At 59.6% G+C, this 13,029-nt stretch carries 16 protein-coding genes, 1 pseudogene and 1 riboswitch; of the genes and pseudogenes, 9 read left to right on the top strand and 8 right to left on the bottom strand.

Going from position 1 to position 13,029, the window contains the following annotated elements; translation table 11 throughout:
• Position 1: 1 nt before the first annotated feature.
• A complete protein-coding gene (locus AO240_RS07495) occupies positions 2-1,171 on the bottom strand; it encodes a lactonase family protein (RefSeq protein ID WP_099235870.1) in 1,170 nt (389 codons plus the stop codon).
• 108 nt (positions 1,172-1,279) lie between these two features.
• Between AO240_RS07495 and AO240_RS07500 the strand changes: the two genes are divergently transcribed.
• Positions 1,280-1,906, top strand: a complete 627-nt coding sequence (locus AO240_RS07500) for a glutathione S-transferase family protein (protein ID WP_099235872.1) — start codon at positions 1,280-1,282, stop codon at positions 1,904-1,906.
• Positions 1,907-1,914: 8 nt separating this feature from the next.
• On the opposite strand, the gene AO240_RS07505 is transcribed toward AO240_RS07500, so the two are convergent.
• The gene (locus AO240_RS07505) at positions 1,915-2,163 is read right to left on the bottom strand and encodes a hypothetical protein (protein ID WP_099235873.1); all 249 of its coding nucleotides are present in this window, start codon (positions 2,161-2,163) and stop codon (positions 1,915-1,917) included.
• A gap of 216 nt (positions 2,164-2,379) precedes the next feature.
• Here AO240_RS07505 and AO240_RS07510 point away from each other — a divergent pair, with 216 nt between their 5' ends.
• On the top strand, positions 2,380-3,114 hold the full coding sequence (locus AO240_RS07510; RefSeq protein ID WP_099235875.1) for a GNAT family N-acetyltransferase: 735 nt from the start codon (positions 2,380-2,382) through the stop codon (positions 3,112-3,114).
• Between the two features lie 82 nt (positions 3,115-3,196).
• Positions 3,197-4,315, top strand: a complete 1,119-nt coding sequence (locus tag AO240_RS07515; RefSeq protein WP_099235877.1) for an acyl-CoA dehydrogenase family protein — start codon at positions 3,197-3,199, stop codon at positions 4,313-4,315.
• A gap of 25 nt (positions 4,316-4,340) precedes the next feature.
• On the opposite strand, the gene AO240_RS07520 is transcribed toward AO240_RS07515, so the two are convergent.
• A complete protein-coding gene (locus AO240_RS07520; RefSeq protein ID WP_099235879.1) occupies positions 4,341-4,697 on the bottom strand; it encodes a hypothetical protein in 357 nt (118 codons plus the stop codon).
• Between the two features lie 202 nt (positions 4,698-4,899).
• On the opposite strand from AO240_RS07520, the gene AO240_RS07525 reads away from it, so the two are divergent.
• A complete protein-coding gene (locus AO240_RS07525; protein ID WP_099235880.1) occupies positions 4,900-5,133 on the top strand; it encodes a hypothetical protein in 234 nt (77 codons plus the stop codon).
• Between the two features lie 3 nt (positions 5,134-5,136).
• Here the strand turns inward: AO240_RS07525 and AO240_RS28530 are convergent.
• Positions 5,137-5,277 (bottom strand): annotated as a pseudogene (locus tag AO240_RS28530) (DUF6124 family protein); the annotation flags it as partial.
• 125 nt (positions 5,278-5,402) lie between these two features.
• Between AO240_RS28530 and AO240_RS07530 the strand changes: the two are divergent.
• Positions 5,403-6,548 carry a PD-(D/E)XK nuclease family protein gene (locus AO240_RS07530; protein ID WP_099235882.1) on the top strand — a complete coding sequence of 382 codons (1,146 nt, stop codon included), beginning with the start codon at positions 5,403-5,405 and terminating at the stop codon, positions 6,546-6,548.
• Positions 6,549-6,643: 95 nt separating this feature from the next.
• Complete coding sequence (locus tag AO240_RS07535) at positions 6,644-6,943, top strand: hypothetical protein (protein WP_099235884.1); 300 nt, start codon at positions 6,644-6,646, stop codon at positions 6,941-6,943.
• A 64-nt stretch (positions 6,944-7,007) separates the two neighbouring features.
• Here the strand turns inward: AO240_RS07535 and AO240_RS07540 are convergent, their stop codons facing one another.
• A complete protein-coding gene (locus AO240_RS07540) occupies positions 7,008-7,247 on the bottom strand; it encodes a DUF6124 family protein (RefSeq protein WP_099235886.1) in 240 nt (79 codons plus the stop codon).
• 499 nt (positions 7,248-7,746) lie between these two features.
• On the opposite strand from AO240_RS07540, the gene AO240_RS07545 reads away from it, so the two are divergent.
• The 3 genes from AO240_RS07545 to AO240_RS07555 all read left to right on the top strand — a co-directional run bounded on the left by AO240_RS07545 (position 7,747) and on the right by AO240_RS07555 (position 9,763).
• Positions 7,747-8,310 (top strand): nucleotidyltransferase family protein, encoded by a 564-nt coding sequence (locus AO240_RS07545; RefSeq protein ID WP_099235888.1) that lies wholly within the window; start codon positions 7,747-7,749, stop codon positions 8,308-8,310.
• 74 nt (positions 8,311-8,384) lie between these two features.
• The gene (locus AO240_RS07550) at positions 8,385-8,825 is read left to right on the top strand and encodes a TspO/MBR family protein (RefSeq protein ID WP_099235890.1); all 441 of its coding nucleotides are present in this window, start codon (positions 8,385-8,387) and stop codon (positions 8,823-8,825) included.
• On the top strand, positions 8,825-9,763 hold the full coding sequence (locus tag AO240_RS07555) for an alpha/beta hydrolase fold domain-containing protein (protein WP_099235892.1): 939 nt from the start codon (positions 8,825-8,827) through the stop codon (positions 9,761-9,763). The genes AO240_RS07550 and AO240_RS07555 overlap by 1 nt, the downstream gene beginning before the upstream one ends.
• Positions 9,764-9,902: 139 nt before the next feature.
• Here the strand turns inward: AO240_RS07555 and AO240_RS07560 are convergent, their stop codons facing one another.
• The 3 genes from AO240_RS07560 to AO240_RS07570 are packed head-to-tail and all read right to left on the bottom strand — an operon-like array spanning position 9,903 to position 12,675.
• Positions 9,903-10,673: an ABC transporter ATP-binding protein gene (locus tag AO240_RS07560; RefSeq protein ID WP_099235894.1), complete on the bottom strand. Its 771-nt coding sequence runs from the start codon at positions 10,671-10,673 to the stop codon at positions 9,903-9,905.
• Entirely contained in the window at positions 10,670-11,674 is a 1,005-nt protein-coding gene (locus tag AO240_RS07565; RefSeq protein WP_099235896.1) for an iron ABC transporter permease, read from the bottom strand. The genes AO240_RS07560 and AO240_RS07565 overlap by 4 nt, the downstream gene beginning before the upstream one ends.
• On the bottom strand, positions 11,671-12,675 hold the full coding sequence (locus AO240_RS07570; protein WP_099235897.1) for an ABC transporter substrate-binding protein: 1,005 nt from the start codon (positions 12,673-12,675) through the stop codon (positions 11,671-11,673). Before AO240_RS07570 ends, AO240_RS07565 begins: the two co-directional genes overlap by 4 nt.
• 115 nt (positions 12,676-12,790) lie before the next feature.
• A riboswitch (cobalamin riboswitch) is annotated at positions 12,791-12,985 on the bottom strand.
• Positions 12,986-13,029 lie beyond the last annotated feature (44 nt).

Here is a 13,029-nt window from a genome sequence, read left to right on the forward strand (position 1 = left end):
GCTATTGCGCTGAGGTGTGCAGGATCTCAATCCACAGCGCACCTTTGCCCGATGGCGCTTCGCCCACACGCTTCAAGGCACCTGTGTCGCTGACCGCGTAGGTGCCGACTTTCTCGCTTTTTTCACCGGTCACCAGCAACCAGTGGCCATTCGGTGAAAAGGCGATATTGCGCGGCTGCTGCTCTGCGACCGGGTAGTTATCGACAAACTTTATGCCACCCGTGGCGGTGTCCACCGCAAACACCGACACCGAACTGCTGGTGCGCTCGCTCATCAGTAGCAGCTTGCCGTTCGGCGACATGCGCAGGTCTGCTGCCCAAATACGCGGCGTCGGGTCGTCCTTGAGGTCATTGTTGCGCGCGTCACGCACTTCGCCATGGGCCAATTTCAAACGCTCGGGAATGCCGTTCGCCATGCCTGTTTGGGTCAGTGCGCCGGTGCTGCCATCGATGGAAAATGCGCTGACGGTGCCGCTCATTTCACCCACCACGTAGAGGTATTTGCCGTCCGCAGAAAAGGCCAGGTGCCGCGGCCCGGTATTGGCCGGAACACTCACATAGCCGCTGCCAATCGGCGTTAACGCGCCCGTGTTGGCATCAAAACGGTATTGCAGCACATGGTCCGCGCCCAAGTTGCCCGCGTAGGCAAAGCGATTGCTCGGGTCGGTGCGCAGCGAGTGCGCATGGGGGCCGGTCTTGTAGGTCTGAAGGGTGCCGGAGGGTTTTCCAGCCGCGTCGATCGCTTGCACGCTCAGGGTGTCGGCACCGTAAGAGGCGGCGAGCAGGTAACGCCCGGCGCGGTCAGTCGCAAGATACGCCATGCTTTCCGCCAACGGCGCCTTGGACTGCGCGGTCAACCGCCCAGTCGTGGGGTCGACGCTGTACCCTTGAACCTGAAACGGCTTGACCCGCAACGCCGCAAACAAGGTTTTACCGTCGGGGCTGAGGGCCATCGGGTTGACCTGATCGCCGGCATTCACCTGATCGATCAGGCTCAGTGCGCCGTTGCTTTCGTCCAGGCGATAGTGGGAAATCAGGCCGTCGCCGGGGCTGGAGATATACGCAAAAGTGGCGGCGTTCGCGTGCACACTGAGGCCGCACACGACAGCGGCGGCCATGAGAAGGGGTTTACTCACGAGTGATCCTTTATTTTTATGGTTGTGATCAGTCATCGTATGACTATGTTTGAGTCAGGGCAATGGGTCGCCTGGATTCACGGCACTCCACGGGGGTCGCGTAGTCTGTTTGCTATACACCCACTCTAGTTCAGCGGAGCCTTTATGATCACTGTCCACCACCTCAACAACTCTCGCTCGCAACGCATCCTCTGGCTGCTTGAAGAACTCGGCTTGCCATACGCAATCAAGCGCTACGAGCGCGACCCGAAAACCAACCTTGCGCCACCCGAACTCAAGGCCATCAACCCGTTGGGTAAATCGCCGGTGATTGAAGACGGCGCGCTCGTGCTGATCGAATCCGCCGCGATTATTGACTACCTGATCCGCCGCCACGGCCAGGGTCGCCTGCAACCCGACCCTGCCACCGCCACCTACGACCAATACGTGCAATGGCTGCACTTCGCCGAAGGTTCGGCCATGCTGCCGCTGATGCTTAACCTCTACGTCGGCCGCCTGGGTGACGCGGGCACGCCGTTGCACCCGCGTATTGAGTCGGAAGTGGCCAATTACCTCGGCTACCTGAACGACGTGCTGGCGGACACCGCGTATTTGCTGGGTGACGAACTGAGCGGCGCCGACGTACAAATGAGCTTTATCGGCGAGATCGCCAAGGCGCAAGGCAAATTGCAGGCCTACCCGAACCTGGCGGCGTGGGTGCAGCGGTTCCAGGCGCGGCCGGCTTATCGCAAGGCGGTGGAGCAGGGCGGGGAGTACGCGTTTGCCAAATAGCCGCGGAGCTATCGTCGAGCGTTAGCACGGCGGGTATTCAGGCCGTTCGATATAACCGTCACGCTGGCGAGCGCGGCGTAGTGGCCGCGCGCCTCTATCTTCAAACCTTGGGAGCTCTGGTGCGCGGCCGCGGCAGGCGTGTAAACGCGCACGGGGTAATGATCCGCCAGTTGCTCAATCGCCAAGGCGACTTCACACACCATGCAGCCGGGGTAGTGCAGTAACGACACGTCGGAACGCGCGATAGGTGTGAGCATTAATGCACCCTGTTTTAACGCAGTGACTGTATGCGCAGCGGGCGGTGTGCTGGGCGTTGATTCAAGCCGCATGACACTGCCAGTTCCGAATGAGACCAAACACGCACGGAGAAATCAGCAAGGGCTTCGGATTTTGCCGATAGGGTCGTTTCCAGGGTGCCGATTAATATCCGCTTATTAAGTGGACAGTTAATCTAAGTACTGAAGGGAAGACGTATGCAGCAAGTGACGTTGGTAGTCAGCCTTGCCACGACTGCGCAAGAGGTACGCGAAGCTCAACAACTACGGTTTACAGTATTTAATCAAGTGTTCGAGATGTCGGCAGTGGCCAATGCGGGCGGCATTAATGCGGATGAGTTCGATGACTACTGCGATCACATAATTGTTCGCGATACTAAAACGTCATGCGTGGTGGGCACGTATCGCGTCATGAGCCCAACAGCGGCCCACCGCATGGGGCGCTATTATGCCGAACAAGAGTTCGACATGAGTGGCCTGGGTCCTGTACGCAGCTCTGTTATCGAACTGGGCCATGCTTGCATTCATCAAGATTACCGCAGTGGCAGCGTCCTCAGGCTCTTGTGGGGCGGCCTGGCGAGGTATATCCAGCGTGAACGCTGTGAATACCTGATCAGTTGCTCCAGTGTCAGTGCATCGGACGGGGGCCAGAATGCCACAGCCCTGTATCACGCTTTTACCTCAAAACATTGTGCGCCCGCCGAGTTTCGCGTGACGCCATATGACCCCTTTCCCATTCACGCCTTTGACGCCGCGTATGTGCCCGTCATCCCGCCTTTGTTAAAGGGGCTTTTGCGCAGGGGCGCGTGGGTCTGTGGCCATCCCGCGTGGGACCGTGATTACAACTCAGCGGATTTTTTTATGCTGTCACCGCTGTCGAAACTGAACGGCCACTGTGCGCAGGTTAACGGTAAAAAAGATCAGCCGTTATAAAGCGCGCACCGACGCCACGTGATAATGAAATTATCAATGTGCTGGCTGACGCTCACACTTATGAATGAAGACGCTTATTACCATGTACTTACACGACGAAAGAAACACCGCGTTCGAACTGATGCCGCGTATGGTCGACTTTCTCGAAGCGGCCTCGTTGCTTGATCTTGAGCGCGGCGAGCCGAAACGATTGGCCGACATGTTCCGATCGGTTGGCCTGCCCGGCCTGGCCGTCGCAAAGGAATTGGGCGGAGCGGGTATCAGTGCGCTGAAACTGGCGCAACTGCACACGTGGGTCGGTGCGCATTGCCCTTCGCTGGCGTTAATGATGACCATGCATCACCACACCGTCGCCGGGATGATGGCGGCTGCGCGGTTCTTTCCGGACATTCAGGGGTTGTTAGGCCTGGTCGCACGCGACAACTTATTGGTGGCTTCCGGGTTTTCCGAAGGGCGTGCGCATGCACCTATTCTGGAATCGACGATGGCCGTCGAGAAAATCGCGGGCGGTTACTTGGTTAATGGCAGCAAGAAACCTTGCACGATGACGCATAACTTTGACGTGATCACGTTTGGCGTCAACTACCTTGACCCGGAGGGTGAGACCCATGTGGGTATTGGCGTAGGTTTTGCGGGCGACGCCAGTATCGAGCGCACGCCGTTCTGGTCTGTGCCGCACTTGCTGGCGGCAGACAGCCACGAAGTGACCTTCAATAACTTGATGGTTCCCGACGCCATGATGTGTTTCAGCGCTGCCGTCGATGATCAACTGGATGACGCGCAGCAGGGCACGGGGAACCACTTGTTGGCGATCTGGTTTCAACTGCTGGCGTCGGCGTCTTACCTGGGCATGGCCTCGGCGCTGGCGTCACGGGCCTTGTCAGCCAATAAAGGCTCGCTTGATGACCGAGCGGCGCTGCTGATTGACCTGCAAGGCGCCACGATGGCACTGCGCGGTTTGGCCGGCTCGATTGACGAAAACCGATTTTTGCGCAGTGACTTGGCGCGTGCACAGGCAACAAGGTTTTCCATACAGGCGGCCGTGAACCGTATTAGCACGCGCGCCTTCGAAATTCTGGGAGGCATGGCGTTCATGTCGTCCGAGGAAGTCGCTTACTTGCTGGTTGCCACGCGTTTATTCGCCTTTCACCCCACTTCCAAACTCGTCAGCACCCCCTTCCTGTGTGAACAGCTGATTTAAACGACCTAGCGGGCGAGTCGCTGCTTTACCGGCGGGCCAGGCGCGCGCGCCAATCGCCGCCGTGCTGGGCGCTGCAATCTTCTTCGCAATCGAACTGCACGCAGCGCTCCAAGGGCACGGGCGGCGCGTCGGTGTCGTGCAGCGCAGCGGCGGTCAGCTCACGCATCCGTTCGCCTGCTCCGCCGGCCAAGGCCTGGTCCTTATTGGCCCGCGTGTCGAACACCCATGTCACGCGAAGGCTGTTGGCGAAGGCTGCGTAGTCGACGGTATGTGTCAGCCAGATGAACCCTGGAATGTCGCCTTTGGCGGTTTCGCAGGCCTCGGTGAGGGTGGCGACAAGGCGGCGTTCGAGGCGGGCGTTGTCGCGTTTGGTTAATTTCATAGGGGCTCCCCGAGTGCGCAAACGCCTTAGATTAACAGCGTGCCGATGATTTTGAACCAAGGCACCCCGTCGCGACGGGACGAAGACACTTTGGTGACTCGCTGTCAGCGCGAAAGCGGCCCCTTTCTTTGCCAACAGGGCTACCATGCCATCCCCGGCAGTGGTTCACGCGCTACCGACTTCTATCTTTTAAGGTACTGCCATGACCATCGACCAAATCTCGCTTCCCAAAGGCGTTGGCCCTCACGCCACTAAACTGCTCGACGCTATCACCGGCGCGGCCACCCACGAAGAACTCAACCGCGCTGGCGGCAAAGCCGAAGGTTTCGTGTTGGGGCTGGAATCGGCCAAAGCCATTAAAAGCCAAATCGCCGAGTCGTTGTATGTGGCGTATGACGACGCGGCGAGTAACCGCGCCGGCGAGCTAAAGGGCTAAACGTTAGCCAGGGCAGGGCGCTTCGCGGTCGAGGAGTTTGGCCGTGAGGAGCACGCCCAGTTCGCTCAGTTGGTGGATGGCCAACGCGATGTCGCGGTGTTTGACAGGCATGTCGAGCAGGCTGCTGACGGGAGCGAAGACTTCTTGCTGCAAGCTCGTTCATATCAACGGGAATGTCCGAGTGTTGAGCCTGCTTCACTTGCTTATTCTCATGGCCGCTGCACAGTGTCGGCCTCTATCAAAACCGTATCGTTAACAAGGATGTATAAATGAGCGATCTGCTTCCCTGCACGGCAATTCTGCGGGCCAAGTATCACCGGGAGCCTGGCTTCAACCTTTTTTCGGTACTGCGAACCAGTAGCGACGAAGTCTATTTACATTCCCGTTTCCTCTCTCATCTACTTGATCCCCATGGCTCACACGGCTGTGGCGTGGATTTATTACGTACGTTTCTTGAAGTGATGAAGGTCGAAGGATTTGACGTTAACACCGCGACCGTGCACGCCGAATACAAAAGTATCGATGTGTTCGTCCGCAACCGGCAAGGCCAGGCCATCGTCATCGAAAATAAGATCTACGCACGCGATGCCTATGAGCAGCTCTATCGTTACGATCAACTCGTCAAGCGTGAAGGCTACCGGGAGACTTGGATCTTGTACCTGACATTGGACGGTTCGGAGCCGGCGGAGCACAGCAAAAAGGAGCTTGACGTCAGTCTCATCAGCTATGAAACCGATGTCATCCGATGGCTGGAACGATGCTTGCCTTTAGTGGCCCGCAACGCAGGGTTACGCGAGTCTATTTTCCAATATATTGAATTGCTGCAAAGGCTGACATCCACTGATCAGGGCGGGAAATACATGGAAGAGTTGAAGAAAAAGCTGAAGGAAGGTGACAATCTCCTGCTCGTAGCCGACATTAATCGTGCTTACAAAGAAGTGCAGGTGGAGCTGCAGGCAGAGCTCTGGGAGCGCATGCGGGAGTATCAGTTGAAAACCTATCCGCAGATGCCGGCACCTGATGATACTGCGGATATTGACACCATCCGCAACTACTACACTAAGTCAAAAAGCAATCGGCACTTCGGTTTGTATTACCCTCTAGGCATGGTGCCGGGATATGCCTATATCGAGTTGGACCACTGTCTTTATTTCGGTTATCACCCCCTCGATGATGAGCGCGAAGGCGCCGTTGAAGCGTTGATGACTCTGACCAGTCAGCTGCCAAGGGGTGACGGTGAGGTGGATGAGTTTTTCTGGCGCTACCCGTCGCAGGATCTAAACTTTAAAAATCCGAAAGGCGTGGACCTCAATGTTCTTCGTGATCCAGATCAGCAACAAGCTCTGGCTCAAGAGTTGATTGATGGTGTGTACATGTTGTGGTCCAAAGCAAACAGCCGCGCTGTGGTTTTGTAATCGACTGAGTTCGAGTGTTAATTGGCTTGCAGCTCCTCGTACCGTTTGTGGCGCGTCGGCATACTGCGCGCCCTACATTTCAGGATGAAGCTTTCATGTTTAAAGTTGCTGTCGCGTCACTGCTGCTGAGCTGCGCGTTCTGCGCTTCTGCCGATACCAACGTGGATGTCTCGAAGATCTACGGCAAGATCCAGTTTGTTGATAGCTATCCGGACTACAAGGTCAAAGTGGTAAACCAATACCCCGACCTTAAAGTGAAACAGGTGGATAGCTACCCCGACTCGGTCGGCAAATGGAAAATCGTTGATAGCTACCCCGACTACAAGGTCCAGATTGTCGATTCCTACCCGGACTTCAAGATTCAATACGTGGACAGCTACCCTGGGGTTAATTGAGAACGGCTCATTGCCGTGCCGTTGCAGATGCTGTGCGACGACGCGGCGTTGAGTTGACGGGGCGTTAGCCAGGGCAGGGCGCTTCGCGGTCGAGGAGTTTGGCCGTGAGGAGCACGCCCAGTTCGCTCAGTTGGTGGATGGCCAGCGCGATGTCGCGGTGTTTGCCGCACAGGTCTTCGGACAGGGCGAGCAGCAAGGTGCTGACTGAGGTGAAGGTTTCGTAGCTGTTGGTGATCAGGGTTTCGGTGCTGGCGTCGGCAGCGACGGTGTAGAGCGTGGTTGAATCCGGGTTGATATTAACCATTGTCAAGTTCCTTGCTTGGGCCACAACCTCATCGCTACTAAACGAAAGGGTGGTAGCTGAACGCAGGTTAGTAGACCGGTGGAACCTAACAAAACCGGCGCGCCCGAGGGCGCCCTGCGCACAGCCACCATCGAGCACAGACAGGAACGTCTGAAAGATGAGACTTATGCACGTGTTAGGTTAAACCGTAGGCTACTAAACCCGATCACTGAGAGATTCAGCGACCGAGCAACCTTAGAGACGGGCACCTTGGTGCACAAGTCGGCGGATTCTGACGTACGCGTAGGCAATGGAGCAAGGTGCTGTGTGCTTAATGCACGGGGCTTGTGGGGTCTGGTTTTTCTGGTGCATGGTGTGTGCTGGTTTTGGGGCTGCTGCGCAGCCCAACGCGAGCAAGCCCGCTCGCCACAGTAAGCCTGCATGCCACAGTAAGCCCGTTTGCCACAGCAAGCCCGCTCTGCAGAGCAAGCCTGCTTGCCACAGTACCGAAGGACCGCCAATGACATTGACCGTCAAAACCCTGCTTGAACTGGCCATGGCCAACCCCGTCAACGCTGAAATTATTGCGCGTCTGCCGGACCTCGGTGTGGACCAGTGCATGCTGACGGCGGGCTGTCTGTTCCAGGCGGTGTGGAACCATCAATCGAATCTTCCCGCTGCTCAGGGCGTAAAGGACTACGACGTTTTTTACTTCGACACCGACCTGTCCTGGGAGGCGGAAGACACGGTGATCCGCGCGGCCGACCGGCTGTTTCAGGACTTGGGCGTGAATGTTGAGGTCAAGAATCAGGCGCGCGTTCACCTTTGGTACGCTGAGCGTTTTGGTCGGCCCTACGCGCAACTGCACTCGGCTAAACAGGGGGTTGACCGTTATTTGGTGGCCGGTACGTGCATCGGGCTGGAGATTGCGACGGGCGAGGTTTACGCGCCGTTTGGTTTGGACGATGTGGAGCAGGGCGTGCTGCGCATCAACCCCAACCACCGCGAGCCTGCGTTGTTTGATCAGAAGGCGCGCAGCTATCAGGCACGCTGGCCGTGGCTGAGGATTGTGCAGCCGGATTAATCGTCGACGGTTTCTGTGAACTTTTGCCTGCCTGTTGCACGTCCAAGCTTCAAACGAACCGCCAAGGACCCGCCATGACCTTCTTTATCTTCCTGCTCGCCTGCGCCGCCGCCGCCAGCACCGGCGTCATCTTCAAGCCCGGCGCCTGGTATGAAGCGCTGATCAAACCGAGCTTTACGCCGCCTAATTGGTTGTTCCCGGTCGCCTGGTCGATCATCTACCTGCTGCTCGCGTGGGCCGGCTACCGCTTGAGCCTGATCCCGGGCAGCCAAACGGTAATGGCCTTGTGGGCGGCGCAAATCGCCTTGAACACGCTGTGGACACCGGTGTTTTTTGGCGCGCATCACGTGCTCGCCGGCATGGTGATTATTTTGCTGCTGTGGCTCACCGTCGCGGCCATGGTGGTGCTGGCCGTGCGCCTGGACCTGATTACCGGGTTGATTCTGTTCCCCTACCTGGCGTGGCTGTGTGTGGCGGCGGCGTTGAATTTCTCGATCCTGCGCAATAACCGCTGATGGCTTACACACGGTGGCCTGCCAGTGAGCCAGAACTGGCGCAGATGCGGCAATTCAATAAAAAACTCGCGTGGTTGCCGCGCTTTAAAATCCGCAACCGCGTCACGCCACGCTTGATTCAGGCGCTGTTGCGGGCCAGCCAAACGCTCAAAAAGGCGCCTGCTGTGCAAACCCGCCGGGTCGGTGTGGGCGGCGTTCAAGTGCCGGTGCGCATTCTGCGGCCGCAGGGCAAGGCCAAAGGCGTGGTGCTCGACATTCACGGCGGCGGTTGGGTGATCGGCAATGCGCAGATGGACGATGACCTCAACCTCGGCATGCTCCACGCGTGCGACGTGGCGGTGGTGTCGGTGGATTATCGGCTAGCGGTTAACACGCCGGTTGAAGGGCTGATGGAAGACTGCCTGGCTGCCGCACGTTGGCTGCTCGGTAGCGATGAGTTTGCCGGCCTGCCGGTGATCGTCGTCGGTGAGTCGGCCGGCGGGCACTTGGCGGCGGCGACGTTGCTGGCGCTCAAGCAATGGCCGGACTTGCTCAAACGGGTCCGCGGCGCGGTGTTGTATTACGGTGTTTACGACTTGAGCGGTACGCCAAGCGTACGCGCAGCCGGGCCGCACACGTTGTTGCTGGATGGCCCCGGCATGGTCGAGGCGCTGCGCCTGCTGACGCCAGGGTTGACCGATGAAGCGCGTCGCCAGCCGCCGTTGTCACCGTTGTATGGCGACTTTACCGGGCTGCCGCCGGCACTGATGTTTGTCGGCGAGTTGGACCCGCTCAAGGATGACACGCTGCTGATCGCCGAGCGATGGGGCGCCGTTGCGCAGGTGCAAGCGCACCTGTTGCCGGAGTCTGCGCATGGGTTTATTCACTTTCCGGTGGCGATGGCGGCTCAGGTGCTGGCTTATAGCCAAACGTGGATCACGGCGCGGACGCGCGGCTGACCCCATTAATTGTGGGAGCGGGCTTGCTCGCGATTGCGCTGTGTCAGGTAAGTAGTTTTCAACTGATACACCGCTATCGCGAGCAAGCCCGCTCCCACAGTTGACCGTGTTCGGCTTTAAAACGGGATTGTTTCATCAGCTAGTTGGGGCGCAGCCGCAAGATCAGCGCGCCGTCAAACGGGTCGCTCAGGTAATGCGCCTGCACCCCAAACGTGTCCAGCAACCGCTGCGGTGTCAGCACCTCCAGCGGCTTGCCGAGTGCCACCAACCGGCCCTTGTCCAGCACGGCCAAGCGATCACAGGTCAGCGCTTGATTGAGGTCATGCAACGCAATCAAGGTGGTCACGGGCAACGCGTGCACGCCTTTCAAAATCCCCAGTTGGTGCTGAATATCCAGGTGATTGGTCGGTTCATCCAGCAGTAAAATCTGCGGCCGTTGCGCCAGTGCGCGGGCAATGTGCACGCGTTGGCGTTCACCCCCGGAGAGGCTGCGCCAGGCACGGCTGCTCAAGTGCGTGGCGTCGACGTCATGCAGCGCTTGGCGCACGATGGCATCGTCAGCGCTGGACCACGGGCTCAGCGCCGACAGCCACGGCGTGCGGCCCAAGGCCACGGCGTCGAACACGCGGATGGCGTCGCAGGTGTCGGCTTGTTGCTCCACCACTGCGAGCGTTTGCGCAATCGCGCGGCGCGACAATCCACTCAAACGCTGGCCACCCAGTTGCACGTCGCCGGCCGCAGGCGTGCGCAAACCCGCGAGCAGTTTAAGCAAGGTGGATTTGCCGGAGCCGTTCGGGCCAACAATGCCCAGGGTTTCGCCGCGCTGAACCTCCAGGTGAATGTCACGCAGCAACGCGGTCTCACGCACCTTGAAGCCCAGCCCGTGGCAGCTCAGTACCGGCGCGCTCATCGGGCGTTTCTCCGGCCGATCAGAATCAGCGCAAACACCGGCGCGCCGACCAGCGCGGTGACCACGCCCACCGGAATAACCTGGCCTTTGACCAACGTACGCGACAGCACATCGGCGGCAATCAAAAACAACGCGCCGCCCAAGGCGCTGGCCGGCAGCAACCGCGAATGCCCGGTGCCGAGCAGCAGCCGCGCGGCGTGCGGGATCACCAGGCCGACAAAGCCGATGGAGCCGACAATCGACACCATCACCGCCGTGACCAACGCCGCGCAGCCCACCAGCACAATTTGCACACGCCGCACCGGGATGCCCAGTGAAGCCGCCGAGTCTGTGCCGAAGGTAAACGCATCCAGCGCGCGACGGTGCCACAGGCACACCGCCAAACCCGCGACTGCCACCGGCACCGCCAGCCACACGGAAGGCCAGCGCACGCCGCTGAGGTTGCCGAGCAGCCAGAACATGATGCCGCGCGCCTGCTCGGAGCTGGCCGACTTGGTGATCAGGAACGCCGTAAGGGCATTGAACAACTGCGAACCGGCGATGCCCGCCAAAATAACCTGCCCTGTGGCGCTGGACGAACCACTCACGCGCGCCAGCAAAATCACCAGTGCAAAGGCTGCCATGGCGCCAGCAAATGCACCCGCCGACAACGAAATCAAACCGCCGCCGATGCCGACCAACGCCACCAATACCGCACCAGTTGAGGCGCCGGCGCTGATGCCCAGCAAGTACGGATCGGCCAGCGCGTTACGCAGCAACGATTGCAAAATCACCCCGCACGTGGCCAGCCCCGCGCCACAGGCTGCGGCCACCAGGGCGCGGGTCAGGCGGTAGTTCCACACCACGCCTTCGTCGATCGGGTCGAGCACGTAACCCGCCGCCCACAGTTTGTTGGCGAGCACCTGCAACACCACCTGTGGTTCGATGTTGGTTTCGCCGATGGCTGCCCCGGCGAGTACGGCGATCAACAGCAGCGCCAGGGCGAGTAGGCTGCGCATCATTTGTGCAGGTCGTAGCCGTCGATGGCGCTGGCCAGTTGTTCAAGGCCATCAAAGGTGCGCAGGCTGGCCTGCAATGCGAGGGCGTCGAGGATGATGATGCGGTTGTTTTTCACGGCGTCCATGTTGCGCGTGACCGGGTCGCTGCGCAGGAACGCGAGTTTCTTTTCATGGTCGTCGGCCGGGTAGCGGCGGCGGTCCATGCGGGCGATGATCAGGAAGGTCGGGTTGGCCTTGGCGATGGTTTCCCAGCCGACGGCTGGCCACTCTTCATCGGACTGCACCACGTTGTGCAGGCCCAGCGTTTGCAGCATGAACTCGGGAACGCCCTTGTGGCCGGCCACGTACGGGTCGCTGTTGAGCTCGGCGCTGGAGAACCACACCACGGCGCTGGCGTGCTTGAGGCCTTTGCTCTGCACGGTGGCGACGGCGTTGGCCAAGCGGGCCTTGAGCGCGTCGGTCAGTTGCTGGCCGCGCGCCTGTACGTCGAAAATCTCCGCCAGTTGGCTGATGCTCTTATAGACGGTGTCGATGCGGAATGGCGCCAGCCGCGTGCCGTCGGCGCCCACCAGGTTGTCCTTGGCTTCGCAGTCGGACGGCAGCAGGTAGGTCGGGATTTTCAGTTCGTGAAACTGCTCGCGGGTGCCGACCACGCCTTGCGGGCCAACCACCCATTCCAGCTCGGCGGCCACCAGTTGCGGGCGCTTGGCGATCACGGCTTCAAAGCTCGGCTCGTTATCGGCCAGGCGTTCGATGCTGTCGTTCTGCGCCTTGAATGACGGTGAAACGCTGTTGAACCACAGCGAGGTGCCGACCACTTTATCGCCCACGCCCAGGGCGTAGAGCATTTCGGTGGCAGACTGGCCGATGGTCACACTGCGCGCGGGTGCGTGCTCGAAGGTCAGCGTGCTGCCGCAGTTCTGCAGCGTCAGCGGGTAGCTGGTGGCGTGGGCCAGGGCGCAGAAACCCATGCCGGTGATCAAGGCTGTAACGCGTAACAGCATGGCGCAATCTCCGTGTGAACCGTAGGCGAAGCAGGGGAGGTACGGCTCGGAAATACGCCCTTGAAGGCTGCAGGTTTTGCAGGGCAAGGAGGTCCTTCCCGGACACCCCGCCGGTTAGTCATTTTGCTTGGCCGGCAGGTCTCCTGACTGATGCGTCGCGGCCTTGCTCACGCCTTCCCGGACGCGGTCCAGTGGCAGTTGGGAGCAGGCTCGGCATCTACAGTTGCGGGGGCAGTTCCGATTGGCGCGGTGTACCGCGCGTTGGATTCCCTGTTAGTCCCGTTTGGGAACCGGCGCGGTATGGTAGTCGATTGCGCGGGCACGGGCGAACCTGATGTAAGGCACCGTGGGTGC

The sequence above is a fragment of the Pseudomonas sp. ICMP 460 genome (assembly GCF_002723595.1).
GTDB classification, from domain to species: domain Bacteria; phylum Pseudomonadota; class Gammaproteobacteria; order Pseudomonadales; family Pseudomonadaceae; genus Aquipseudomonas; species Aquipseudomonas kitaguniensis.